The organism is Paracoccus litorisediminis, assembly GCF_009711205.1.
Classification (GTDB): Bacteria; Pseudomonadota; Alphaproteobacteria; order Rhodobacterales; family Rhodobacteraceae; genus Paracoccus; species Paracoccus litorisediminis.
The window spans coordinates 599,748-624,813 of sequence record NZ_WMIG01000002.1; the positions used below are offsets into that span (position 1 = coordinate 599,748).

Consider the following 25,066-nt stretch of genomic DNA (forward strand, 5'->3'; position numbering starts at 1 on the left):
GGGGCAGACGCGCCTTTGTGGCTTACTCTGCCGGGCCGCGCCCTTCTCGTCCAGCCAGTTCACGCAGCCATTTGCGGTGATGCCGCCATGCCCAGCCGCCGGTCACCGTGCCCCGTGTCATCGCGCGCAGCGTCCCCCGCGTCCAGATCGCCGCATAGACATGCATGATGAACACAAGGATGATCGCCACCGCCGCCAGCGAATGGATCAGCATCGCCCAGCGACGCACGGGAATGGTCACGAGATCGGGGAAAAACTGTTCCCAGATCATCACGCCCGAGCCGATCAGCACCACGATCAGCACCGACATCGCCCAGAACACGCCCTTCTGCCCGGCATTGTATTTGCCAAGCTCGGGCAGGCGTTCCTCGTGACCCTTCACCACATCGCCGATATGGCTGACCCAGGTCCGATCCTCGGGACGGGGCAGGTTCAGCCGCCACAGCTGCAGGAACAGCACAAGGAAGCTGAAGAACAGCAGGATGCCGACGAACGGATGCAGCCAGCGTGTGGTCTGCCCGCCGCCAAAGAGCCCGGTCAGGAAGTAGAGCGAGGGATGAAACAGCGCCAGCCCGGACAGCAGCAGCACGATCAGGCTAAGCGCGGTGATCCAGTGATTGGCCCGGGTGAAGCCGCGATAGCGGCTGACGGTCACTGGGGCGCGGGTTTCGATGTGATCGCCGCTTTGAGAATATTGACGCTTTTCCATCATACCCTCTCATCCCTGGGGGGAAGGCTGCGGTCGACCAGATGCTCGGCCTCACGCTCTTCCTCGGCGCTGACGCGATTGGCCCGGGCGAAGAGCCCATGCAGGATCGAGCCCACCGCCGCCGCCCCGATGATCGCCAGACCGATGGTCTTGGTCACGCCCTTCCAGCCGCGCACCACCGGAGAGATTTGCGGATTGGCAGGCAGACCCGAATAAAGCTCGGGCTGGTCGGCATGGTGCAGCACATAGAAGACATGCGTGCCGCCCACGCCCTCGGGGTCATAGATGCCGGCGTTTTCGTAGCCGCGCGATTTCAGGTCGGCCACGCGCATATTGGCGTGTTCGATCATGTCCTCCTTGGCGCCGAAGACGATGGCCTGCGTAGGGCAGGCCTTGGCGCAGGCCGGTCCCTGCCCGACGGCAACGCGGTCCGAGCACAGGGTGCATTTATAGCTTTTATGATCGGTCTTGCTGACGCGGGGAATGTTGAACGGGCAGCCGGTGATGCAATAGCCGCAACCGATGCAGTTCTCGTGGATGAAATCCACGATACCGTTCGAATATTGCACGATCGCGCCGGGGGCCGGGCAGGCTTTCAGGCAGCCCGGATCCTCGCAATGCATGCAACCGTCCTTGCGGATCAGCCATTCGAAATTGCCGGTTTCCGGGTTTTCGAATTCGCTGAAGCGCATCAGCGTGAACATGTCCGGGGTCAGGTCATGCGGGTTCTCGAACATGCCGACATTATGCTCGATCTCGGGCACGGTGTCGTTCCACTCGGCGCAGGCCGACTGGCAGGCCTTGCAGCCGATGCATTTGGACACATCGATCAGCTTGGCCACCGGGGTCAGCTGACGTTCAGGCTTGGGCAGGTCCGGCATTGCTGAGGCGCGGACGACATCGCCCACGCCAAGGTTCGCCTTCATCGGCTGGATCGGCGGGTTTGACACCGCCGTCCGTGGGCTGTCGAGGTTCGGGTCCATGGTCATGATACCACCTCCCCTGTGGCCGGCTCGATATTGACAAGGAACGCCTTGAATTCAGGCGTTTCCACATTCGCGTCACCGACAAAGGGCGTCAGGCTGTTCGGGCCGAAGCCCTTGCGCGCCGCGCCCATGAAGCCCCAATGCAGCGGGATGCCGATGACATGCACCAGCTTGTCGCCGCATTGCAGCGGGCGCAGCCGCTTGCTGACCAGCGCCTTGGCCGTGATCGAGCCGCGTTTGGACCAGACCCGCACCGTGCCGCCCTTGGTGATGCCCTTTTCGGCGGCGAGTTCTTCGCTGATCTCGACGAAGAATTCGGGCTGAAGGGCCGCGTTGATGCGGTTGTGCTTGGTCCAGTAGTGGAAATGCTCGGTCAGGCGATAGGACGTCGCCACGAACGGGAACTCGTCGCTGGTCGCGAACTGATCCGCATCCTTGGCAAAGACCCGTGCCACCGGGTTGCCGCGCATTTCCGGGTTGAAGACGTTGGCCAGCGGCGACTCGAATGGCTCCATATGCGTCGGGAAGGGCCCGTCGCGCATCATGCCCCGGCTAAACAGGCGCGACGAGCCTTCCGGGTTCATGATGAAGGGGCCGACCTCGTCGGGCTTCGCGGTGGGGGCGATATCGGGCACGTCGTAACCCGCCCATTTCTCGCCATTCCACTCGATCAGCTTGCGCGATGGGTCCCAGGCCTTGCCCTGCATGTCCGCCGAGGCCCGGTTGTACAGAATCCGGCGGTTCAGCGGCCAAGCAAAACTCCAGTTCAGGAAGGCCCCGGTGTCGTCGGGATCGGAGTTGTCCCGCCGCGCCATGTTGTTGCCTTCCTCGTTCCAGCTGCCGCTATAGATCCAGCAGGCCGACATGGTCGAACCGTCGTCGCGAAGCTGGCTGAAGTTCAGCAATTGCTTGCCCTGCGCGGTCAGCAGCTTGGTCGCGTCCTTGAGATCAAAGACATCGGCCAGCGCGCGACCGTTCAGTTCCTTCGCCAGTTCCTCGGCCGAGGGTTCGTTCTCGTCCTTGTAGTTCCAAGTCAGGTTCAGGATCGGATCGGGGAAAGGCCCGCCCTCATCCTGATACATCTTCTTCATGCGCAGGAAGATCTGCGACATGATCCACGTATCACGCTTGGCCTGACCGGGGGGCGTCGCCGCCGCCCAGTGCCACTGCATCCAGCGCCCCGAATTGACCAGCGAGCCGTCGTCTTCGGCAAAGCTGGTTGTGGGCAGCTCGATCACCTCGGTCTGGATCGAGGCCGTGTCCACGTCATTATATTCGCCGTGGTTTTCCCAGAAATGGGCGGTCTCGGTTTCCAGCGGGTCCATGACCACCAGAAGCTTCAGCTTGGACAGCGCCGAGGTGACCTTGCCCCGGTTGGGGAAGGACAGCAGCGGGTTGAAGCCCTGGCAGAAGTAGTTGGTGATCTTGCCTTCGTTCATCAGGTCGAACATGCGCAGGATGTCATAGGTCGGGACATCCAGCTTGGGCAGGTAGTGGAATGCCCAGTCATTGTCGGCCCGCGCGGCATCGCCCCACATAGCCTTCATGAAGCTGACCATGAACTTGGGATAGTTCTGCCAATAGCTGGTCTGACCCGGCCTCAGCGGCTTGAAGGAACGGCTGGACATGTAGGTGGTCCAGTCCTTTTCCTTCTCGGTCGGGATGTTCATGTAGCCCGGCAGCAGGTTCGACATCAGGCCGACATCGGTCAGGCCCTGAATGTTCGAATGCCCGCGCAGCGCATTCATCCCACCACCCCGGACGCCGATATTGCCCAGGACCAGCTGCAGCATCGCCATGCCGCGGATGTTTTGCGCACCCTTAGAATGCTGGGTCCAGCCAAGCGCGTACATCGAAGTCATGGTCTTATCGACCGCCGAACACTCGCCGATCATCTCGGCCACCTTCAGGAACTTATCCTTAGGCGTGCCGCAGACCTGCTCGACCAGTTCGGGCGTGTAGCGCGAGACATGTTCCTTGAGCAGGTTCCAGACGCAGCGCGGGTGTTCCAGCGTCATGTCGATCTGCGCAAAGCCGTCTTCGCCGATGACGTAATCCCAGCTGGATTTGTCGTAGTCGCGCTTCTCGGGATCGTAGCCCGAGAACAGGCCGTCGCTCCAACCGAACTCGTCCTTCACGATGAAGGCGGCGTTGGTGAAGTTCTTGACGTATTCCCACTGGACCTTGTCGTTCAGGATCATCCAGTTGATCAGGCCCATCAGGAAGGCGATGTCCGAGCCCGGCCGGATCGGCGCGTAGTAATCGGACACGGATGCGGTGCGCGTGAAGCGCGGGTCGACCACGATCAGCTTGGCGCCGCGATGCGCCTTGGCCTCGGTCACCCATTTGAAGCCGCAGGGATGGGCTTCAGCGGCGTTGCCGCCCATGACGACCACGAGGTCGGTATTCTTGATGTCGGTCCAGGAGTTGGTCATCGCTCCACGGCCAAATGTCGGGCCCAAACTGGACACCGTGGGGCCGTGTCAGACGCGCGCCTGGTTATCGAATCCGACGATCCCCATGGACCGGACCACTTTATAGGTCAGCCATGCGGTTTCATTGGTGGTGGCCGAAGCGGCCAGAAACCCGGTCGAGGTCCAGCGGTTCACCGGAACTCCGGCATCGTTGGTTTCGATCAGGTTGGCGTCACGGTCGTCCTTGAGCGCGCGGGCGATCTTGTCGAGCGCCTCTTCCCAACTGATGTCTTCCAGCGTGTCGGAACCGGGACGGCGGATGCGCGGCTGGGTCAGGCGGGTGGCGGACAGGACTGTGTCCTTGAGCGCTGCGCCCTTGGGGCAAAGCGTACCGCGGTTCGTCGGGTGGTCGGCATCGCCCTCGATATGGACGACGTGGGCTTCTTCGCCCGCCGCGACATCACCCTTGGAATAGATCAGGATCCCGCAGGCAACCGAGCAATAGGTGCAGGTGTTTCGCGTTTCCGTGGTCGAGGCCAGCTTGAAGGCACGCACATGCGCCTGTTCCGCCGCCTCGGCCGCGCCAAAACCCATGGCCCCGAGCGAAGTTGCCGCGACACCCGCACCCGCCAGCTTCAGAAAGCCGCGACGTGAGAGGTCGATGTTCATCGTGCCTCCTTTTTGCCTGTCAATTGGATAGGTAAGGTCCAGCATGACTCCGCAGGCAAAGGCATGTCAAGCGACGCAAGGTCGCAGGCATTCGACGTTTTCCCCAGAAAAACCCTAGGTTTATGCTGCAAGGCAGCATGGATCAGACCTCGACGGCGACTGCCCCGATCGGATGCGAGCAGCAGGCCAGAATGTAGCCTGCCTCGATATCCTCGTCGCTGATCCCGCCATTATGGACCATATGCACCTCGCCCGAAGTCTTGCGGATCTTGCAGGTTCCGCACAGCCCGAAGGTGCAACCCGAAGGGATGTTCAGTCCGTTCGCCTTGGCCACGCCCAACACCGTATCGGTCTGGGTGCAGGTTGCCGTAACCCCCGAAATCGCAAAGCTGATCCGGGACTCGCTGGCCTCATCGGGGACCAGATCATCCAGCACCGGGGCTTCGGATTCATTGCGCACCGGCGCGCCGAAGCTTTCCTGATGGTAGCGGTCCATGTCGTAGCCAAGCGCCACCAGCATGTCGCGCACCGCCTGCATGAAGGGCTCGGGGCCGCAGCAGAAGACCTCACGCTCCAGATAGTCGGGGGCCATCAGGCCCAGCATGATCTGGTTCAGCCGGCCACGATAGCCGTGCCAGCTGCGGAAGGGATCGCCCTCCTCGACCGTGAAGCGTAATTGCAGTCCCGGCACGCGGTCGGCCATCTGTTCGAGCCGCTGGCGAAAGATGATGTCGCTGGGCGTGCGGGCGGCATGGACAAAGACGATGTCCGGCATTTCGCCGGAATCCCACGCCCATGTCGTCATCGACATCAAGGGCGTGACCCCGGACCCGGCTGAGATGAACAGATATTTCGGCGCCTCATGCCGGATGAAGCTGAAGATCCCCGCCGGGCCATACGCCTTAAGGCGCATCCCCGGACGCAGGTGGTCGATCATCCAGCGCCCGCCCTGACTGCCGGGCTGCGCCTTGACCGTGATCGAGATCGACAGCGGCCGCGACGGGCTGGAGCTGATCGTATATGTCCGCTGCACATTGCCGCCGGGCACCGGCAGGTCCAGCGTGACGAACTGGCCCGGCTGGTAGTCGAAAAAGGCCCCGGATGGCGCGCGAAAGGTGAACGTCGCGGTGTCCGTGGTCTCGGGCACGATCATCGCGCATTCCAAAGGCTCATCGTCGCGCCACGGCCTGTCACCAAAGGCCTTGACCAGAACCGCCATCACTCGGCCGCCATGGCGGGGACGGGTGACAGACGGCCCTTCATCACGCCGGCATACCAATCCACGAAATGGATCACGCCCTCTTCCTGCGTGCGGGAATAGGGACCGGGTTCATAGGCGGGCGAGCGGATGCCGTTCTGGTTTTCCTCGACCACGCGGCGGTCCTCATCGTTGGTGGCCATCCAGACTTCGGTCAGCTTCTCAATATCGTAGTCCTTGCCCTCGACCGCATCCTTGTGGACCAGCCATTTGGTCGTCACCTCGGTCTCGGTCGGGCTGATCGGCAGCAGGCGGAAGACGATGGCATGATCGGCCAGGTAGTGGTTCCAGCTGGACGGGAAGTGATAGAACATCAGGCTGCCCGCATCGGCCCAGGGCATGTTACCCATCAACCGCGACACCGCCGATTTCGTCGACATGGTGAAGCTTTCGGCATGATCCAGCAGCGGCACCCGCGCCATACGCCATTGCATGTCCGCCTGATTGACGAAGCGGGCCGGAATCCCGGCCTTGTCGCAGCGATCCCAATGCTCAAGAATTTCCGGCGAGGCAGCATTCGGCCCTTCCATCACCGTCATCAGCGGATTGTCGGAATAGCTTCGGCACAGCGACGGATGCGAGCCGCTGCAGTGATAGCACTCGCGGTTGTTCTCGATCACCAGCTTCCAGTTGCCCTTTTCGACGATGGTCGAGGAATGGGCGACCTTGGCATCGGCCAGCAGCCCCGAAGGCGCAAGATAGGGGATCAGGTTCTTGGCCAGATCGGCGATCGCCGGCGGAATGGCGGCAAGGCAGACAAAGACCATCCCACCCAGATCGACGCAATGAACCGGCTTCAACCCGAACTTCGAGGCGTCGAAGTCATCACCCATGTCGCGGGCGTAAAGCAACTTGCCGTCCAGCTCGTAAGTCCATTGGTGATACGGGCAGACAAGTTTCGTGGTCGAGCCGCTTGCCTTGGAGCACAGCCGCTGCCCGCGATGACGACAGACGTTGTGGAAGGCCCGGATCTTACCGTCCCCGCCCCGCAAGATGATCACCGGATAGGCACCGACCTGAAGCGTCGCGTAATTCCCGGTCTTGGGGATTTCACAGGACGGGATGGCAAACAGCCATTCCCGATACCAGACGTGGTCCAGATCCGCCTGAAATACGCCGGGATCACAATAAAGATCCCGCGTCAGGGCGTAATTTTTCTGCCTGCTGACAAGCTGCGACAGGATTTCCGAAGAGTTGAGCATGACCAGTTACCGGTGGCTTTGAGTGGCGTGGCGTCCTGTGTCGAATTTGGCAGGGCCGTGACTGCGACAGCCGATCAAATGCGACATCCCGATGGCGAAAACGGATAGCTCGCGATCCTGCCATTTTCGCTCTTGCGGCGCTTTCAGCCCCATGCAGAGGGCCAGTTTTCAAGGCGAAAATCGATTCTCTGCATAAGGCTGTGGAGGAATCGGGTGCGACTCACGAGGGCGAATCTGTGGGAATCAGCCTCGGTCTTTCGAGGGTGTGGGCGACTCATCAGAACGACCCGGGAACGGAGGACTCTTCTCCACATGTAGACAAAAAATCGACACTTACTCACATGCTGGGGAAAACTAAACTTTTCACAAAGTTATCCACAGTATGGTTTTATTTAAGATACTGTATTTATTTAGTTAATTGTTGACAGTCCGCAGATGGTTAATCTTTTCCACATTGGCGCCTTGTGGGGGTTTCTTCCGTGAAACACTCTTTTCCGGTTATCCACAGGGCCTACTTCATCATCATCTTTCCTTTATCTTTCTTTTCATTTGAAGAAAGGAGAGACCGAATCCGGAGATGCTCATGCTCGATCTGTTCGCCTCGTCTTACCCATTGGTAAAGGCGCTTCATGTCATGGCCGTCCTGTCATGGATGGCAGGGCTGTTCTATCTTCCGCGGCTGTTTGTCTATCACGCTGAACGGGGACAGCAGACCGATGCCGAGCCAGCACGCTCTTTGATCATCATGGAGGAGAAACTGCTGCGCTTGATCATGAACCCTGCCATGATCGTCACTTGGATCGCAGGTCTGATCCTGGTTCTGACGCCGGGAATCGTTGACTGGACAATGCTTTGGCCTTGGACCAAGGCAGGTGCAGTGATCGCGATGACCTGGTTTCATATGTGGCTGGCCGGGCAGCGCCGCGCGCTGCTGACGGGCAGGGGGCTGACAGGACGTCGCTATCGAATGATGAACGAATTGCCGACGCTGCTGATGGTCGTGATCGTGCTGTCGGTGATCCTGAAGTTCTGAGAATTGACTCGCGGTGGGATTCTTCCTATCTGAGACAGGACTGCCGTCCGGTAGATTCTTTCCATCACATGATTCCATTGCGGCGCGCTCAATTTCGGCGTGTCTATAGGCCCGAAATGAGCGAAGAACGTCTTAACCTGTCCGATCTCAAGGCGAAGAGCCCGGCAGACCTGCTGGCTATGGCCGAAGAGTGGGAAATCGAGAACGCGTCGACCATGCGCAAGGGCGAGATGATGTTCTCGATCCTGAAGGAGCATGCTGAAGAAGGCTTCGAAATCGGGGGCGATGGCGTCCTTGAGGTCGTCCAGGACGGATTCGGCTTCCTGCGCTCGACCGGGGCGAACTATCTGCCCGGTCCCGATGATATTTACGTCAGCCCGGATATGATCCGTCAGCACTCGCTACGCACCGGAGATACGCTGGAAGGCGTAATTCGCGCGCCGGGCGAGAATGAACGCTATTTCGCGCTGACGAAAGTTGAGAAGATCAACTTCGAAGATCCCGAAAAGGCACGCCATAAGGTCGCCTTCGACAACCTGACGCCGCTTTATCCCAATGAACGGCTGAAGATGGAGATCGAGGACCCGACGATCAAGGATCGTTCGGCTCGTATCATCGATCTGGTTGCCCCGATCGGAAAAGGGCAGCGATCGCTGATTGTCGCACCGCCGCGCACGGGTAAGACCGTTCTGCTGCAAAATATTGCGCATTCGATCGAAAAGAATCACCCCGAGTGCTATTTGATCGTGTTGCTGATCGACGAACGTCCTGAAGAGGTGACGGACATGCAGCGCTCGGTCAAGGGTGAGGTGATCTCCTCGACCTTTGATGAACCGGCGAGCCGTCACGTGGCCGTGTCCGAGATGGTGATTGAAAAGGCGAAGCGGCTGGTCGAGCATAAACGAGATGTTGTGATTCTTCTCGACTCGATCACCAGACTTGGTAGGGCGTTCAACACTGTTGTGCCGAGCTCGGGTAAAGTTCTGACCGGTGGTGTCGATGCGAACGCATTGCAGCGGCCGAAGCGCTTCTTCGGCGCGGCGCGGAACATCGAAGAGGGCGGATCGCTGACCATCATCGCGACCGCGTTGATCGACACTGGCTCGCGTATGGACGAGGTGATCTTCGAAGAGTTCAAGGGCACCGGCAACAGCGAGATCGTTCTGGATCGCAAGGTTGCGGACAAGCGTGTCTTCCCGGCGATGGATATTCTGAAATCCGGTACCCGGAAAGAAGAACTCCTGGTCGATTCGAAGGATCTGCAGAAGACCTATCTGCTGCGCCGTATCCTCAACCCAATGGGAACGACCGATGCGATCGAGTTCCTGATTTCGAAGCTGAAACAGACGAAAACCAACGGCGAGTTCTTCGAATCGATGAACGCCTGATGGTCCGGAGGACGGATTGGACACAATCTTTGCCGAGGCAACCCCGCCCGGTCGCGGAGGTGTTTCTGTCATCCGCCTGAGCGGGCCTGATTCGCATGCGGTCATTGAGACACTGGCAGGCTTCTTGCCTGAAGCGCGCAGATCTTATCTGCGCGCTTTACGTGATGGCGACGATCTGATCGACCGAGCGTTGGTTATTCGATTCGATGAGGGTGAGAGCTTTACCGGGGAGCAAGTGGCGGAAGTCCATGTTCACGGCGCCCCAGTCATCGTGAATCGACTTAACGTCGCGCTGGTTTCGCGAGGAGTCCGCCGTGCAGAAGCTGGTGAATTCACGCGCCGCGCGTTTCTTAACGGGATGATGGACCTGGCCGAGGCCGAGGGCTTGGCCGATCTGTTGTCCGCCGAAACGGAAGCGCAGCGCAAATTGGCGATGCGGGCAACTGAAGGTGAGTTGGGCAAGCAGACTGATGTCCTACGGACAAAATTGATCCGTGCCGGCGCGCTGATTGAAGCGAGTATCGACTTTGCGGATGAGGAAGTACCTGAGGAAGTCCCAGCGGAAGTATTCCACTTAGTGCGAGACGTGCGGATTGAAATCGAGAAGATGCTCTTCAGCTATCCGGCGACCGAACGTCTTCGGCAGGGTTATGAAGTGGCGATCATCGGACCGCCAAATGCAGGAAAGTCGACACTTATCAACAGGATTGCCCGCCGAGAACTCGCGCTAGTATCTGATATTGCGGGGACGACACGAGACATTATCGAGTTGCACACGGATCTGCGCGGCCTTCCCGTGACTTTCTTGGACACAGCGGGACTGCGTGACAGTCAAGATCCAGTGGAAGCAATGGGCATCTCTCGGGCAACTGGGCGCGCCAAAGAGGCAGATCTTAGGATACACCTGTCCGCCGATGGATGGGATGGGGTAGACTGGAACAAAGACGATATTCGTGTTCGATCGAAAGCGGATCTTGTAAACGGTGAAGGACTAGCCATATCCGCGGAAACTGGAGCAGGGGTCGCCGATCTTCTCGATTTGATCTATGATCGACTGAAAGCGAAAGCCTCACGTTCCGGCTTGGTGGGACACAAAAGGCAAGCAGAATCGCTTTCAAGGGCATACACGTGTTTGGACATTGATCCAGACATGGCCCCGGAGTTGATGGCTGAGAGTATTCGCCAGGCTGCACATGCGCTTGCGGAGATGGTGGGCCGGGTAGGTGCCGAGGATTTTCTGGACGAGATCTTTTCCTCGTTCTGTATCGGGAAGTAGGGTGTTTCACGTGAAACAATTCGATGTGATTGTCGTTGGTGCAGGACATGCGGGTGTTGAAGCCGCTATGGCCGCGGCACGAATGGGTGCAAATACCGCATTGGTGACAATGCGCATGGATGACATCGGTACGATGTCCTGCAATCCGGCCATTGGCGGCTTGGGCAAGGGCCACCTGGTACGTGAAGTCGATGCTCTTGACGGTGTTATGGGACGGATTGCGGATGCAGCCGGCATTCAGTTCCGTCTGCTTAATCGTCGTAAAGGTCCGGCGGTGCAAGGGCCTCGTGCGCAGGCGGATAGAGCGCTTTATCGTGCCGCGGCGAGGAAAATGGTAGAGGGGCAGGCGAACCTCAGCATTGTTCTGGGTGAAGTGAGCGAGCTGGTAGCGAGTTCGGATGGTGTCGAAGGAGTTAGGCTGGCTGATTCGACTGAACTACTCGGACGTCAGGTAGTTATGACAACCGGGACCTTTCTGAATGGCTTGATTCACATTGGTGAGGAAACCAAGCGTGCGGGGCGATGGGGCGATGAAGCATCCATTGGGTTGGCGAACTCTATCAGAAAGCTGAAGCTTCCCTTTGGGCGTTTGAAAACAGGAACCCCGCCGCGTATCGCTCGCGATAGCATCAACTGGGATATTCTGGAGTTTCAGCCGGGTGACGACGAACCGGTACTTTTCTCATATTTGAACTCCCATCCGGTAGCTGATCAGATAAGTTGCGGGGTTACCCACACCAACGACCGCACACATGAAATAATTCGAAGCAACCTGTCACGATCGGCTATGTATGGCGGCCGAATTGATGGGGTAGGCCCTCGTTACTGTCCATCGATCGAAGATAAGGTTGTTCGCTTCGCAGACAAATCCTCACATCAGATTTTCCTCGAACCCGAAGGACTAGAATCCGATCTGGTCTATCCGAACGGAATATCCACATCGCTTCCTGTCGATGTTCAGGTAGATTATGTTCGCTCAATCAGGGGTTTGGAGAATGCAGAAATAGTTCAGCCGGGCTACGCCGTAGAGTATGATTACGTAGATCCCCGCGCGCTTACGCCTACGCTCCAGGTGAAGACCATGCCAGGGCTGCATTTGGCCGGACAGATCAACGGCACGACTGGCTACGAAGAGGCGGCTGCGCAAGGACTTGTCGCAGGGTTGAATGCTGCTTTGCGTGCGCAGCAGCGTCCTGCCGTCGAGTTCAGTCGATCTGAAAGCTATATCGGTGTGATGATCGACGACCTTGTGACGCGTGGTGTAAGTGAACCATATCGTATGTTTACGTCTCGCGCAGAATTCAGACTATCACTTCGTGCCGATAATGCCGATCAGCGGCTTACACCGGTGGGGCTTGATATTGGTTGTATCGGCGAGGCCCGAAAACTCAGCTTCAATGATAAGCTGCGACAGTACACCGCTCTTCGTGACCACGCGTCATCGGTTTGGTTTACCCCGTCAAAACTCAAAGAAGTCGGAATAGAGGTTCGGCAAGACGGGCATCGCCGTAGCCTATTTTCGCTTTTAGGTCAGCAGGAGATTGGCCGAGATTCGGTCATCTCTCTGGATGAAACGCTCCAGGCAGCTCCAGAGCCGATTTTGACGCAGGTTGCGATTGATGCCCTGTATCACCAGTATACTGATCGACAGAGCAAAGATGCAGAAATGCTTCGCAAAGAGGAAGGTGTTAAAATACCTCCGATTTTCGACTACGATTCCATTTCTGGTCTTTCAAACGAGTTGAAATCCAAGCTTAACGCGCACCGGCCTGACAGTTTGGCTGCTGCGAACCGCATCGAGGGTATGACGCCTGCAGCACTGACGCTTATTCTCTCGGTCCTGAAATCAGGAATGCGGAAATCAGCATGAATGTTTCACGTGAAACAGAAGTTCTGGAACAATACGCAGCCCTGATACGCAAATGGAATCCGGCAATAAATCTTGTAGCTCCGTCTACTCTGGAACAGGTGAAAAGCCGGCATATCGATGACTGCCTGCAGCTAGTTGATGTTTCGCGTTCCTCGTCGGGTAACTGGGTGGATATAGGTAGCGGAGGTGGTCTTCCCGGCATTGTTGTTGCCATCTGCCGCCCCGATATGCGGGTACACCTCGTTGAAAGTGACCGACGGAAGTGCAGCTTTTTGAGGAATGCTGGTCGCGAACTCAAGTTGACTAATTTGAACGTTTCAACTGAGCGTATTGAAAGCATCAATCCGCTGAAAGCAGACCATATTAGCGCCCGCGCACTTGCGCCGCTTCCATTGCTGTTGTCTTATGTCGACAGGCATTTGGTGTCTGGTGGAAGGGCTTGGCTGATGAAGGGACGAAATTGGCGGACCGAAGTCGAAGCAGCGCGTGAGACGTGGAGGTTTGACGTGACTTCACATCCAAGCGTCACGGATTCAGAGGCAGCCATCTTGGAAATTTCGGAGCTTCGTCATGCCTGAGGGTCGGATTATTGCCGTTGCAAACCAAAAGGGTGGAGTCGGAAAGACTACGACGGCAATCAATCTCGCTGCGGCACTCAGTGAAACAGGTCAACGCGTCGCAATCATCGATCTAGATCCGCAAGGCAATGCTTCGACCGGGCTTGGTGTCGCACCTGAAACACGATCCATCACTTCCTATGACTTGCTTACTGGCGATGCCAGCTTTCGGGAATCCTTGATTCCGACCCAAGTGGACAATCTAAGCCTTATTCCGTCAGATCGCGATCTCGCATCAGTCGACTTTGAGGTTGCGAACCGACCAGGACGCATGCAACTGTTGCGGCGGAAGTTGCAGGAGGTGGACGAGTATGACTTCGTGCTCATCGATTGCCCACCCGCACTTGGCCTCCTGACTCTGAACGCCATGGTTGCCGCCGGTAGTGTTCTCGTTCCATTGCAGGCCGAGTTTTATGCGCTGGAGGGGTTGTCCCAGCTGCTGATGACTGTGCGCGAGATCAGGCAGGCTGCAAACCCGGATCTTCGGATCGAGGGCGTCTTGCTGACCATGTCCGACAATCGGAACAATCTATCCCAGCAGGTGGAGGCCGACGCGAGGAATACGCTGTCAGGTCTCGTCTACAACACGGTCATTCCTCGCAACGTGCGCCTGTCCGAAGCGCCGTCGTACGCCATGCCTGTGTTGCAATACGATTCGAACTCGAAAGGCAGCGCCGCATATCGCGAGCTGGCCAAGGAATTTCTCTCCAGACAATTCGTAGCCGCCTAGGAGTATTAAATGTCAGATAATAGACTGGAAAAACGGGGGCTTGGGCGCGGATTGTCGGCATTGATGGCGGACGTGGACCTTATTCCATCAGACAAACCGGTGCCTCGGCAGGTTCTTCCGGTAGAGCAACTGACCCCGAACCCGGATCAGCCTCGGCGTAGTTTTGCGCCTGAATCGCTGCAGGAACTCGCAAGCTCGCTGAAAGCCAAGGGCGTCCTTCAGCCGTTGATCGTTCGACCGCATCCCAGTGATAGGGGATTGTTCCAGATCGTTGCGGGTGAGCGTCGCTGGCGGGCGGCCCAAATTGCCCAGTTGCACGAAGTCCCAGTCATTGTCCGCGATCTGGACGATACTGAAGTCCTTGAAGTCGCGATCGTCGAGAACATCCAGCGCTCTGACTTGAATGCGATCGAAGAGGCGGCCTCCTATCGTCAACTTATGGACCGTTTCGGTCATACGCAGGAGAAGCTTGGCGAAGCGCTGAACAAAAGCCGCAGCCATATTGCGAACCTGCTGCGTCTGCTCAATCTTCCAGAGCAGATTCAGAACTGGCTGAAGGAAGGTAAGCTGACGGCTGGTCACGCGCGCGCGCTGATTACGGCACAGAATGCCGTAGATCTTGCCCGCAAGGTTATCGAGAAGAACCTATCGGTGCGTGAGACCGAGGAACTGGTTCGTCGTCAAGCCGAGGCCAACAAGCAGAAACCAGCCCGCGCCAAAGCCGAAAAAGACTCTGATACCCGTGCGTTGGAGGGCGATTTGTCGGCGCATCTTCGCATGAAGGTAGCGATCAATCATTCCGGGCAGGATGGCGGCCAACTGGTGATTACCTACAAGGATCTGGACCAGTTGGATCAGCTTTGCCAGCTTCTTGGGAATCAGTAGCTCATATAGACGTTTATGAATGTAAGCCACTAGATGTAGAAAGCCCCGGTGCGAAACCGGGGCTTTTTGCGATTATTGGGCAGGGGTTGAACTGACGCCAACCTTGGCCGGGCGCAACAGCCGGTCGTGCAGCATGAAGCCATGCCCCATCACCTGAATGATATTGCCGGCGATTGTTCCCGGAACGGGGGCCTCAAACATGGCCTCGTGCTGCAGCGGGTCGAAGCGTTCGCCGACTGCCGGGTTGATGACCTGAATGCCATGCTTGGAGAAGACATTATTCAACTCGCGCAGGGTCAGTTCGACGCCTTCGATCAACGCACCATTCGCGCCGCGCTGCTCGTCATTGACCGAATCCAGCGCGCGGGACAGGGCATCGTAGACTGGCAGCAGATCACGCGCCAGGCGCGTGCCGCCATATTGCTCGGCCTCGCGGCGTTCCTTGTCGGCGCGCTTGCGGGCATTGTCGGCATCCGCGAGGGCGCGGATGAACTTGTCCTGCAGGGCATCCCGCTCGGCGATCAGCGCCTCGATCTCCGAGGTGTCCTCGACCGCCTCGTCCAGCGGGCTGGCAAGATCATCGCCTTCAGTCAGGCCGTTCGGGTACTCGTTCGTCATGTCCTTATCCTTTCCGGCCGGCAATCATCCGGCCGACGAGCTGGGCGGTATAGTCGACAATCGGCACGATCCTTCCATAGTTCAATCTGGTGGGTCCAATAACCCCGACCGCGCCGACAATCCTTCGGTCGGCATTCATATAGGGTGAAACCACCAGAGATGAACCGGAAAGTGAAAAAAGCTTGTTCTCGGAGCCGATGAAAATGCGCACGCCCTCGCCATGCTCTGCCAGTTCAAGGAATTCGGCGATATCCCGCTTGCGTTCGAGGTCGTCGAACAGGGTGCGGATGCGGTCCAGATCGGCCAGTTCATCGGCCAGCAGGTTGGCGCGCCCGCGGACGATCAGCCGCGGGTCCGCCACATCGCCATCCCACATCGCCAATCCCGAGGCGATCAGCTCGGCGGCGATCAGGTCCAGCTTCTGACGGCTGGCCTCGATCTCATGCGAGATGCTGCTGCGCAGATCGGTCAGCGTGCGCCCCTCGGCCACCGCGTTCAGGAAATTCGCGGCCTCACGCATCGAACTGGCGGTATGGCCGGGCGGTGGGGTAAAGACCCGGTTCTCGACCCGTCCATCTGCAAAGACCAGCACGACCAGCGCGCGATCCGGGGCGAGGCTCACGAATTCGATATGACGGACCGGCGCTTCCTGCTTTGGCATCAGCACCAGCGAGGCGCCGTGCGTCAGGGTCGACAGCGCCATGCTGACCCGGTCCAGCATCGCGCCGGTATCGCCCTGATCATTGCCCAGCGTCTCCTCGATCATCTCGCGATCCGTGGTCGAGACCGGCCCCATCTCCATCAGCCCGTCCACGAACAGCCGCAGCCCCAGTTGCGTCGGCATCCGCCCGGCCGAGACATGCGGATGGTCCAGCAGACCGAAATGTTCCAGATCCTGCATCACGTTGCGTATCGTGGCGGCGCTGACCTTTTCGCTCATGTCGCGGGTCAGGGTGCGCGAACCGACGGGCTCGCCGGTGGCCAGATAGGTCTCGACGACCCGGCGAAACACTTCGCGGGATCGGTCATTCAAGTCAGAGAGCAAGGCGCGGTCAGGCATGGCGGATCAATCGCGTTGGGTAACGGGTTGCGGTCAGGGGCAGGCGAGCGGTATTTGAACAGCAAAACCCCCGAAAGGAATGACCGATGCGACCCTCAGGCCGGAATTTAAGCGATATGCGTCCGATTTCAATCGAAACGGGGATCATGCGTCACGCCGAGGGCTCTTGCCTGATCTCTTGCGGCGACACGCGCGTGCTGTGTTCCGCCACGATCGAGGAAAAAGCGCCGCCCTTCCTGAAGGGTTCCGGGCAAGGCTGGGTCACCGCCGAATACGGAATGCTGCCGCGCGCCACCAACTCGCGCAACCGGCGCGAGGCTGCGGCGGGCAAGCAATCGGGCCGCACCCAGGAAATCCAGCGCCTGATCGGCCGCGCCCTGCGCGCTGGTGTCGACCGCCGCGCGCTTGGGGAACGCCAGATCGTCATCGATTGCGACGTGATCCAGGCCGATGGCGGTACGCGTTGCGCCTCGATTACCGGCGGCTGGGTCGCGCTGCGCCTGGCGGTGAACAAGCTGCTCAAGGCCGGGATCATCTCGACCGACCCGATCATGGACCATGTCGCGGCCGTTTCTTGCGGGATCTATGCCGGTCAGGCGCTGCTGGATCTGGACTATGCCGAGGACAGCGAAGCCGGCACTGACGGCAACTTCATCATGACCGGCGCAGGTCGTCTGATTGAGGTGCAGATGTCCGCCGAAGGCGCGACCTTCTCGCGCGCGCAGATGAACGACCTGCTGGACCTGTCCGAGGCTGGCATCGCCGAGCTGGTCCGCGCCCAGAAAGAAGCCATCGCATGAGGAAGCTGAGCGAACGCAAGCTTCTGGTCGCGACCCATAACTCCGGCAAGCTCGACGAGATCCGCGCGATGATGGCCCCGCACGGGATCGAGGTCACCTCGGCTGGTGAGATGGGTCTGGCCGAACCGGCCGAGACCGAGGACAGCTTCATCGGCAATGCCCGGATCAAGGCCCGCGCTGCCATGCTGGCGACCGGGCTGCCGGTGCTGGCCGATGACAGCGGCATTACCGTCGACGGTCTGGATGGCGCGCCCGGCGTCTATACCGCCGACTGGGCGGAAACGCCCAATGGCCGCGACTTCATGCAGGCCATGTCGCGGACGTGGCGGGAACTGGATGCGCGCAATGCACCCGAGCCCCGTACCGCCCAGTTCCGCGCCACGCTGATCCTGATGTGGCCCGACGGGCATGAGGAGATCTTCGAGGGCATCGCCCCCGGTCATCTGGTCTGGCCGCCCCGTGGCGCATTAGGCCACGGCTATGACCCGATCTTTGTCCCCGACGGCCATGATCGTACCTTTGCCGAGATGACGCCCGAAGAAAAGAACAGCATCAGCCATCGCGCCGATGCCTTCAGAAAGCTTGAGGCCGCCTTTGCGTAGGATCTCGACCGGATCGCCGTTTGAAACCGCGCTTGGCTACAGCCGGGCGGTGGTCAAGGGGCCATGGTGCTTCGTCTCGGGCACCACGGGCTATGATTATGCGGCGATGTCCATGCCCGACAGTGCCGCTGAACAGGCGCGCAACGCCTTTGCCACGATCTTTGCAACGCTGGATCAGGCCGGGTTTACCCCCGCCGACATTGTGCGCGTGCAATACACGATCACCGATGCCGCGCTGGTCGATGAAATCGCTCCGGTGCTGGGTGAGGCGATGAAGGATGCGTTACCTGCAGCGACAATGGTTGTAGCGGGCCTGATCAAACCCGAAATGAAGGTCGAGATCGAAGTGACCGCCTTTCGGGAGTGACAGTGACAACCACCCTTGCCCAGACCGATCCCCTTGCCGATGACTGGCGGGCAGGGGGATTCGCGCTTTACGTCCATTGGCCGTTCTGCGCCTCGAAATGCCCCTATTGCGATTTCAACAGCCATGTCTCGGCGACGATCGACCAAAGCCGCTGGCTGGCAGCTTACCGGGTCGAGCTGGCAAGGCTGGCACACGAGGTTCCGGGCCGGGTTCTGAACAGCATCTTCTTTGGTGGTGGCACCCCCAGCCTGATGGCACCCGAAACCGTCGCCGGCGTGATCGAGGCCGCGCGTCAGCATTGGCCCTTTGCCAATGACATCGAGATTACCCTTGAGGCCAACCCGACCAGCATCGAGATGGGCCGGTTCCGCGCTTATGCCGATGGCGGGGTCAACCGCGTCTCAATGGGGATGCAGGCCCTGAACGATGATGATCTGCGCCGTCTGGGCCGGATGCATAGCGTGGCCGAGGGGCGTGCCGCCTTTGACATTGCGCGGGAATGTTTCACGCGTGTCAGCTTTGATCTGATCTATGCGCGGCAGGATCAGGACCGCGCCCATTGGCGGCGCGAGCTGACCGAGGCCCTGTCCATGGCCGTCGATCACCTGTCCGCCTACCAACTGACCATCGAGCCGGGCACGGCCTTCGGTGCGCGCCACGCCAAGGGTGGCCTCAAGGGCCTGCCCGACGATGACCTGTCCGCCGACATGTATCAGGACACGCAAGAGATCTGCGCCGCCGCCGGGATGCCGACCTATGAGATTTCGAACCACGCCCGGCCCGGTGCCGAAAGCCGCCACAATCTGGTCTATTGGCGACAGGGCGATTGGGCCGCGATCGGCCCCGGCGCACATGGCCGCCTGACGCTGCCGAATGGCCGCTGGGCGACCGAGGCACATCGTGCCCCCGGCGCATGGCTGGATGCGGTCGAGAAGCGCGGTAATGGCGACAGCGCCCGCGAGCTGCTGACGCTTTCGGACCGCGCCGTGGAATACTTGCTGATGTGCCTGCGCCTCAGCGAAGGGATCGACATCCCCCGCTACCTTGCCCATGGCGCGACGCTGCCGCAGGATCGTCTGGCGGATCTGGTCGGCCTTGGACTGGTTGAGCAAAGGGGCGACAGGCTGGCTGCGACAGCGGCGGGCCGTCCGGTCCTGAATGGAATCCTGAGGGAGCTGGCGGAATAGGATGCGTTATCTGTGGCTCGCCCTTGGCTGGCTTTCCCTGACCATCGGGTTGTTGGGGGTGATCCTGCCGGTCATGCCGACCGTGCCCTTCCTGATCGTCGCGGTCTGGTCCTTCGCCAAATCCTCGCCGCGCCTCAGCGCCCGGATCACCCGGCATCCGACCTTTGGTCCCCAGATCCGGGCTTGGCGCAAGCGCGGTGTCATCGGCCGTCCGGCCAAGATCTGGGCGACTTTGGCCATGACCTGTGGTGTTGGCTGGTCGTTGTGGCTGGGGCTGGACCCGCGGCTGATCGCCGGACAGGCGCTGGTTTGCAGTGCCATCGCGCTGTGGTTGGTCACCCGTCCCGAGGCCTGACCCTAGCCCAAGGATTACAACCTTTTGCCCACTTGCTTGCGCCCGAACGCGGCGCAAACTGCGCTCACTGAGGCCGGTCATGGCCCAGGGTCTATCGGGAGGGAGACCATGAGCGACACTTCCGGGGTAAAGATCCACCCCGCCGTTGATAACGGCATCAAACCGGCCAAAGCCGGTTTTTCGGGCGGCGAACTTCACTGCAAATGCGCAACCAACCCGGTGCGCGTCGCGGTCAAGTCCCAGACCGCCCATAACCACGTCTGTGGCTGCACCAAATGCTGGAAGCCCGATGGCGCGGTCTTCTCGCAGATCGCCGTGGTCGGACGCGATTCGGTCGAGGTGCTCAGCGGCGCCGAGAAGCTTGAAGTCGTGAACCCCGACGCGCCGATCCAGCGCTTTCGCTGCAAGGATTGTGGCGTCCACATGTATGGCCGCATCGAAAATACCGGGCACCCGTTCTATGGTCTGGATTTCGTCCATACCGAGCTTTCGGATCAGGACGGCTGGTCGGCCCCGGAATTCGCGGCCTTCGTTAGCTCGATCATCGAATCGGGCGTCGATCCCAGCCGCATGGCCGGCATCCGCGCCCGGCTCAAGGAATTGGGGCTGGAGCCCTATGATGCGCTGTCGCCGCCGCTGATGGATGCGATCGCGACCCATATCGCCAAAAAATCTGGTGCGCTCCCGGCTTGACGACGGCTGTTTCAAAGGCAAGCAGGGGGTCGGTCATACCGGCCCCCGATGCCGTCGCAGCACAAGCAGCCGGGGTCGCACGGTGACCGACATTCAGCAGGCCACCAGGCCGACTCGGAAGGAGAATCAAGATGAGAACACGTGCAGCCGTAGCGCTTGAGGCTGGCAAGCCGCTGGAGGTCATGGAAGTGAACCTTGAAGGCCCAAAGGCCGGCGAGGTCATGGTCGAGATCAAGGCGACGGGCATCTGCCATACCGATGAATTCACCCGCTCGGGCGCCGACCCGGAAGGGCTGTTCCCGGCGATCCTGGGTCATGAAGGCGCGGGCGTCGTGGTCGAGGTCGGACCGGGTGTCACCTCGGTCAAGGTCGGCGATCACGTCATTCCGCTTTACACCCCCGAATGCCGTCAATGCGCGTCCTGCCTGTCGGGCAAGACCAACCTTTGCACCGCGATCCGTGCGACGCAGGGCCAGGGGCTGATGCCGGACGGGACCAGCCGTTTCAGCATGCTGGATGGCACGCCGATCCATCACTACATGGGTTGCTCGACCTTCTCGAACTACACCGTGCTGCCGGAAATCGCGGTCGCCAAGGTGCGCGAGGACGCGCCCTTCGACAAGATCTGCTATATCGGCTGCGGCGTCACCACCGGTATCGGTGCCGTGATCAACACCGCCAAGGTCGAGATCGGCGCTAAGGCCGTGGTCTTTGGCCTTGGCGGCATCGGGCTGAACGTCATTCAGGGCCTGCGTCTGGCCGGGGCCGACATGATCATCGGCGTCGACCTGAACAACGATAAAAAGGGCATGGCCGAACATTTCGGCATGACCCATTTCATCAACCCGAAAGAGGTCGAAGGCTCGGTCGTGCAGGAAATCGTCAACATGACGAAGACCCCGTTCGACCAGATCGGCGGTGCCGATTACAGCTTCGACGCGACCGGCAATACCAAGGTCATGCGCGACGCGCTGGAATGCACCCATCGCGGCTGGGGCCAGTCGATCATCATCGGCGTGGCGGCTGCGGGCGCGGAAATCAGCACCCGTCCGTTCCAGTTGGTCACCGGCCGAGTCTGGAAGGGCACGGCCTTTGGCGGCGCGCGCGGCCGCACCGATGTGCCGAAAATCGTCGACTGGTACATGGACGGCAAGATCGAGATCGACCCGATGATCACGCACACCATGCCGCTGGATGACATCAACAAGGGCTTCGACCTGATGCATTCGGGCGAGTCGATCCGCTCGGTCGTCCTTTACTGATCGTAAACGGCTGCTTAGTTAAAAGGACGGCGGGGCCGCTAGGTCCCGCCGTCGCCATGAGGAACAGAAGGAGCAGGCCGATGCGTCACCAGTGGCTGAACGACGACGACGACGATGATGACGACGACGATCGCCCGCAGAAAGGCGACAAGGACGAAGGTCTGGGCCTGCCCGAGGGCGACAAGATCGGCAAGCTGTACTTCAAATCGCGTACGGTGATTGTCGCCGGGCCGATCAATGACAAGTTGGCGCAGCGCACCGTCGCCCATCTTCTGGCTTTGGCCGAGGACAGCGACGCGCCGATCAACATGCTGATCTCATCGCCCGGCGGGCATGTGGAATCGGGCGACATGATCCATGATGTGATCAAGTTCATCCGCCCGACCGTGCGCACCATCGGCTCGGGTTGGGTGGCTTCGGCTGGCGCGCTGATCTTCGTCGCGGCGAAGAAGGAAAACCGCTACTGCCTGCCCAATACGCGCTTCCTGATCCACCAGCCCTCGGGCGGGATCGGCGGGACGTCCACGGACATGATGATCCAGGCCGAGCAGGTGCGCCTGATGCGCGACCGCCTGAACCAGATCTTTGCCGAGGCGACCGGCCAGACGATCGAGCGGATCGAAAAGGACACCCAGCGCGACTTCTGGCTGAACACGCAAGAGGCGCTGGATTACGGCCTGCTGGGCAAGATCATCCGCACCGTGGATGAGCTGAAATAAGATTTGGCGGGACGGGCTGTAGGGTCCGTCCCGCGAAGCCATTCAGTCCATGTCTCGGCCCCATGCATGGCCGAACTGGATGTAGAAGATCGATTCCTCCGGCCCCTTGGCCAGATCCAGCCCGACATCCAGCCCGATTTTGCGGGCCAGCTTGTAGCGGACACCCGCGCCATAGGCCCAGATGTCACCCTCGGCATCGTAAAGCTTGGTGTGCGACACGAAGCTTTCGCCATAACCGCCAAACACGACGCCCGCCCAACGCGGGGTGAATTGCCGCCGCAGCTCGACCTCGGTGCTATAGGCCGCATCGCCCGAATAGCGACCGGATTGCACACCGCGCAGGTCGACCGATGGCAGGGTGAAGAACGGGTTGTCGCCGTTGGTCCATTTGTATTTCGACAGGATGCCAAGACTCCAATCCTCGCCGAAGGGCGTGAAGCTGGCCAAAGCGCCCTGACCGACCCTGAAATCCGCATCACTGCCAAAGGCGTCGTCATAGAAATCCAGCCTCAGCACGCCATTGATGCCATCCGTCGGCGAAAGCGGATTGTTGCGGGTGTCGTAATGCAGCGACGCGCCAAGGGCGATATATTGCTTGGAATCGAACAGGTTGTTGATCTGATCGCGCACACGCGATGCGACGGGCCCCAGATCCGCGTCCTCGCCCAGCGACACGTCGGTCTGGCGATAGATCAGCCGCGGTCCGGTCCAGAAATCGGATTCACCCAGCCGCATTCGCATATTGGCGAAGCCGGCAAGGTTCTTGTTGTGATAGTCGACCGATTGGTCCAACCCGAAGGGAAAGATCGGCATGGTCATGTCGGCCGCCCCGAACCCGTATTTATAGCGGACGCTGCCATCCCGCATGTTGCCGCTGCGCAGGATGCCCCCGGCGGTAGAACCGTTCCCGGTCTTGGCGATGCCGATCATGGTGCGCGGCGGCTGGTCTCCGGGATGTTCGGGGGTGCGGACGAACTGACCGATGATCCCGAAGCCGCCATCCACGGCAGGTTCGGTGATGATGACGGGGACTGGGATAAAGCCGCCCCGCGCCAGAAAGGCCGAGGCGTCGATATAGTTGTCCTCGGGGTCGACGAAAATATTGAAGTCGAAACCCTTTGCCGGTCCGGTCGCTATAGTGGCGAAGCCTAGGGCGGCGCCGAACAGGGCAAAGGAAATAGATCTGCGTCTTGCGGACATAAAATGTTCCTTATCGCCGATACTTCCGGGACATTAGCACGATTCGTCTAAGCTTCTTTCCGGCCTTGGCCATTCTTGGTTGCGCGTGGCGCTGCTGCCACTTGGCGCGGATACCGCCAATTTGGTGCAGATCCGGTGATTAACGGTTGCTCCGAAGCCCGGCTTGATTTCGATTGGCCGCAGCATTCGATCTGCCCGAGGGAATAGACAGATGAAATTCGACACCGTTTCTGAAAACCGCAGTTTCGGCGGCACGCAGGGCGTCTATCGTCACAAATCCGAGGCCACCGGCACCGAGATGACCTTCGCGGTCTATCTTCCCCCGGCGGCCGAATACGGCAAGGTCCCGGTCCTGTGGTATCTGTCGGGCCTGACCTGCACCCATGAAAACGCGATGACCAAGGCCGGGGCGCAGGAATGGGCCGCTGAATTCGGTATCGCGCTGATCTTTCCCGACACCTCGCCGCGCGGCGAAGGAGTCGCCAATGATGAGGCCTATGATCTGGGGCAGGGCGCAGGCTTCTATGTCGATGCCACGCAGAAGCCGTGGGCGCCGCATTTCAAGATGTGGCACTACATCACCCATGAACTGCCCGAACTGGTCTTCTCCAATTTTCCGCTGGACCGCGATGCGCAGGGCATCACCGGCCATTCGATGGGCGGCCATGGCGCGCTGACCATCGCGATGACCTTCCCCGAGCGCTACAAGTCGGTCTCGGCCTTTGCGCCGATCGCCAATCCGACCGAATCCGATTGGGGCCGCAAGCAGTTCACCGCCTATCTGGGCGAGGACCGTGCTGCGTGGGCACCCCATGACGCGACTCTTCTGATGCGCGAACGCGGCTTCCCCCGCGAGATCCTGATCGATCAGGGTTCCAGCGACCAGTTCCTGAACCTGCTCAAGCCCGAATCCCTGGCCCATGCCATGGCCGAGCGTCGCCAACCCGGCGAGTTCCGCATGCAGCAGGGCTATGACCACAGCTACTTCTTTGTGCAAACCTTCATGGCCGATCACATCCGCTGGCATGCCGAAAGGCTTGCCTGATCGCATGGGCGCTTTCCCCCTGCGCCATGCAGGGGGAATTCCTATTGGATTTGCCGTTTTTCCCTAAGACTTTGGTGTTACGGTCCTGTCGGCTTCGTTGACGTAAAGACAAGCGGGCACG

Annotated in this window: 25 protein-coding genes; 16 read left to right on the top strand and 9 right to left on the bottom strand. The window is 59.8% G+C overall.

Annotated features, from left to right (window positions below):
• Positions 1 to 22: 22 nt before the first annotated feature.
• The 6 genes from GL300_RS08355 to GL300_RS08375 all read right to left on the bottom strand — a co-directional run bounded on the left by GL300_RS08355 (position 23) and on the right by GL300_RS08375 (position 7,238).
• Positions 23 to 712, bottom strand: coding sequence for a formate dehydrogenase subunit gamma (locus GL300_RS08355; protein ID WP_170297624.1), 690 nt, complete (start codon positions 710 to 712; stop codon positions 23 to 25).
• The gene (fdxH, locus tag GL300_RS08360) at positions 709 to 1,698 is read right to left on the bottom strand and encodes a formate dehydrogenase subunit beta (RefSeq protein ID WP_155039135.1); all 990 of its coding nucleotides are present in this window, start codon (positions 1,696 to 1,698) and stop codon (positions 709 to 711) included. The genes GL300_RS08355 and fdxH overlap by 4 nt, the downstream gene beginning before the upstream one ends.
• Entirely contained in the window at positions 1,695 to 4,166 is a 2,472-nt protein-coding gene (fdnG, locus tag GL300_RS08365) for a formate dehydrogenase-N subunit alpha (protein ID WP_484555872.1), read from the bottom strand. Before fdnG ends, fdxH begins: the two co-directional genes overlap by 4 nt.
• Before the next feature lie 12 nt (positions 4,167 to 4,178).
• Positions 4,179 to 4,778: a twin-arginine translocation signal domain-containing protein gene (locus GL300_RS27590; protein WP_211594987.1), complete on the bottom strand. Its 600-nt coding sequence runs from the start codon at positions 4,776 to 4,778 to the stop codon at positions 4,179 to 4,181.
• A gap of 142 nt (positions 4,779 to 4,920) precedes the next feature.
• Positions 4,921 to 5,997: an FAD-binding oxidoreductase gene (locus GL300_RS08370; protein WP_155039137.1), complete on the bottom strand. Its 1,077-nt coding sequence runs from the start codon at positions 5,995 to 5,997 to the stop codon at positions 4,921 to 4,923.
• Positions 5,997 to 7,238, bottom strand: a complete 1,242-nt coding sequence (locus tag GL300_RS08375; protein ID WP_155039138.1) for an aromatic ring-hydroxylating oxygenase subunit alpha — start codon at positions 7,236 to 7,238, stop codon at positions 5,997 to 5,999. Before GL300_RS08375 ends, GL300_RS08370 begins: the two co-directional genes overlap by 1 nt.
• 577 nt (positions 7,239 to 7,815) lie before the next feature.
• Between GL300_RS08375 and GL300_RS08380 the strand changes: the two genes are divergently transcribed.
• From GL300_RS08380 to GL300_RS08410, 7 genes are all read left to right on the top strand, one after another.
• Positions 7,816 to 8,271, top strand: coding sequence for a CopD family protein (locus GL300_RS08380; protein WP_394206465.1), 456 nt, complete (start codon positions 7,816 to 7,818; stop codon positions 8,269 to 8,271).
• Positions 8,272 to 8,387: 116 nt separating this feature from the next.
• Positions 8,388 to 9,659 carry a transcription termination factor Rho gene (rho, locus tag GL300_RS08385; protein WP_155039140.1) on the top strand — a complete coding sequence of 424 codons (1,272 nt, stop codon included), beginning with the start codon at positions 8,388 to 8,390 and terminating at the stop codon, positions 9,657 to 9,659.
• A 16-nt stretch (positions 9,660 to 9,675) separates the two neighbouring features.
• Positions 9,676 to 10,935: a tRNA uridine-5-carboxymethylaminomethyl(34) synthesis GTPase MnmE gene (gene mnmE / locus GL300_RS08390; protein WP_155039141.1), complete on the top strand. Its 1,260-nt coding sequence runs from the start codon at positions 9,676 to 9,678 to the stop codon at positions 10,933 to 10,935.
• Between the two features lie 10 nt (positions 10,936 to 10,945).
• Positions 10,946 to 12,805: a tRNA uridine-5-carboxymethylaminomethyl(34) synthesis enzyme MnmG gene (gene mnmG, locus GL300_RS08395; protein WP_343042945.1), complete on the top strand. Its 1,860-nt coding sequence runs from the start codon at positions 10,946 to 10,948 to the stop codon at positions 12,803 to 12,805.
• Positions 12,802 to 13,383: a 16S rRNA (guanine(527)-N(7))-methyltransferase RsmG gene (rsmG, locus tag GL300_RS08400; RefSeq protein ID WP_155039142.1), complete on the top strand. Its 582-nt coding sequence runs from the start codon at positions 12,802 to 12,804 to the stop codon at positions 13,381 to 13,383. Before mnmG ends, rsmG begins: the two co-directional genes overlap by 4 nt.
• The gene (locus tag GL300_RS08405) at positions 13,376 to 14,152 is read left to right on the top strand and encodes a ParA family protein (protein ID WP_155039143.1); all 777 of its coding nucleotides are present in this window, start codon (positions 13,376 to 13,378) and stop codon (positions 14,150 to 14,152) included. The genes rsmG and GL300_RS08405 overlap by 8 nt, the downstream gene beginning before the upstream one ends.
• Before the next feature lie 9 nt (positions 14,153 to 14,161).
• The gene (locus tag GL300_RS08410) at positions 14,162 to 15,037 is read left to right on the top strand and encodes a ParB/RepB/Spo0J family partition protein (RefSeq protein ID WP_155039144.1); all 876 of its coding nucleotides are present in this window, start codon (positions 14,162 to 14,164) and stop codon (positions 15,035 to 15,037) included.
• A gap of 72 nt (positions 15,038 to 15,109) precedes the next feature.
• Here the strand turns inward: GL300_RS08410 and GL300_RS08415 are convergent, their stop codons facing one another.
• Together GL300_RS08415 and hrcA are read right to left on the bottom strand one after the other, a co-directional pair.
• Positions 15,110 to 15,655 carry a nucleotide exchange factor GrpE gene (locus GL300_RS08415; RefSeq protein ID WP_155039145.1) on the bottom strand — a complete coding sequence of 182 codons (546 nt, stop codon included), beginning with the start codon at positions 15,653 to 15,655 and terminating at the stop codon, positions 15,110 to 15,112.
• Between the two features lie 4 nt (positions 15,656 to 15,659).
• Positions 15,660 to 16,715, bottom strand: a complete 1,056-nt coding sequence (gene hrcA, locus GL300_RS08420) for a heat-inducible transcriptional repressor HrcA (protein WP_155039146.1) — start codon at positions 16,713 to 16,715, stop codon at positions 15,660 to 15,662.
• A gap of 86 nt (positions 16,716 to 16,801) precedes the next feature.
• Between hrcA and rph the strand changes: the two genes are divergently transcribed.
• The 8 genes from rph to GL300_RS08460 all read left to right on the top strand — a co-directional run bounded on the left by rph (position 16,802) and on the right by GL300_RS08460 (position 22,700).
• Positions 16,802 to 17,515, top strand: coding sequence for a ribonuclease PH (gene rph / locus GL300_RS08425; protein WP_155039147.1), 714 nt, complete (start codon positions 16,802 to 16,804; stop codon positions 17,513 to 17,515).
• Complete coding sequence (gene rdgB / locus GL300_RS08430) at positions 17,512 to 18,117, top strand: RdgB/HAM1 family non-canonical purine NTP pyrophosphatase (RefSeq protein WP_155039148.1); 606 nt, start codon at positions 17,512 to 17,514, stop codon at positions 18,115 to 18,117. Before rph ends, rdgB begins: the two co-directional genes overlap by 4 nt.
• Complete coding sequence (locus GL300_RS08435; RefSeq protein WP_155039149.1) at positions 18,110 to 18,484, top strand: RidA family protein; 375 nt, start codon at positions 18,110 to 18,112, stop codon at positions 18,482 to 18,484. The genes rdgB and GL300_RS08435 overlap by 8 nt, the downstream gene beginning before the upstream one ends.
• A 2-nt stretch (positions 18,485 to 18,486) precedes the next feature.
• Positions 18,487 to 19,671, top strand: coding sequence for a radical SAM family heme chaperone HemW (gene hemW / locus GL300_RS08440; RefSeq protein ID WP_343042946.1), 1,185 nt, complete (start codon positions 18,487 to 18,489; stop codon positions 19,669 to 19,671).
• Position 19,672: 1 nt separating this feature from the next.
• Complete coding sequence (locus GL300_RS08445) at positions 19,673 to 20,026, top strand: YbaN family protein (RefSeq protein WP_155039150.1); 354 nt, start codon at positions 19,673 to 19,675, stop codon at positions 20,024 to 20,026.
• Positions 20,027 to 20,134: 108 nt separating this feature from the next.
• The gene (gene gfa, locus GL300_RS08450; protein ID WP_155039151.1) at positions 20,135 to 20,719 is read left to right on the top strand and encodes an S-(hydroxymethyl)glutathione synthase; all 585 of its coding nucleotides are present in this window, start codon (positions 20,135 to 20,137) and stop codon (positions 20,717 to 20,719) included.
• A 131-nt stretch (positions 20,720 to 20,850) separates the two neighbouring features.
• Positions 20,851 to 21,981 carry an S-(hydroxymethyl)glutathione dehydrogenase/class III alcohol dehydrogenase gene (locus tag GL300_RS08455; RefSeq protein ID WP_155039152.1) on the top strand — a complete coding sequence of 377 codons (1,131 nt, stop codon included), beginning with the start codon at positions 20,851 to 20,853 and terminating at the stop codon, positions 21,979 to 21,981.
• Positions 21,982 to 22,061: 80 nt separating this feature from the next.
• Entirely contained in the window at positions 22,062 to 22,700 is a 639-nt protein-coding gene (locus GL300_RS08460) for an ATP-dependent Clp protease proteolytic subunit (RefSeq protein WP_155039153.1), read from the top strand.
• A gap of 42 nt (positions 22,701 to 22,742) precedes the next feature.
• Here the strand turns inward: GL300_RS08460 and GL300_RS08465 are convergent, their stop codons facing one another.
• Positions 22,743 to 23,900 carry a BamA/TamA family outer membrane protein gene (locus GL300_RS08465; RefSeq protein WP_155039154.1) on the bottom strand — a complete coding sequence of 386 codons (1,158 nt, stop codon included), beginning with the start codon at positions 23,898 to 23,900 and terminating at the stop codon, positions 22,743 to 22,745.
• 211 nt (positions 23,901 to 24,111) lie between these two features.
• Here GL300_RS08465 and fghA point away from each other — a divergent pair, with 211 nt between their 5' ends.
• Complete coding sequence (gene fghA, locus GL300_RS08470; protein ID WP_155039155.1) at positions 24,112 to 24,945, top strand: S-formylglutathione hydrolase; 834 nt, start codon at positions 24,112 to 24,114, stop codon at positions 24,943 to 24,945.
• The last annotated feature ends 121 nt before the right edge of the window (positions 24,946 to 25,066 follow it).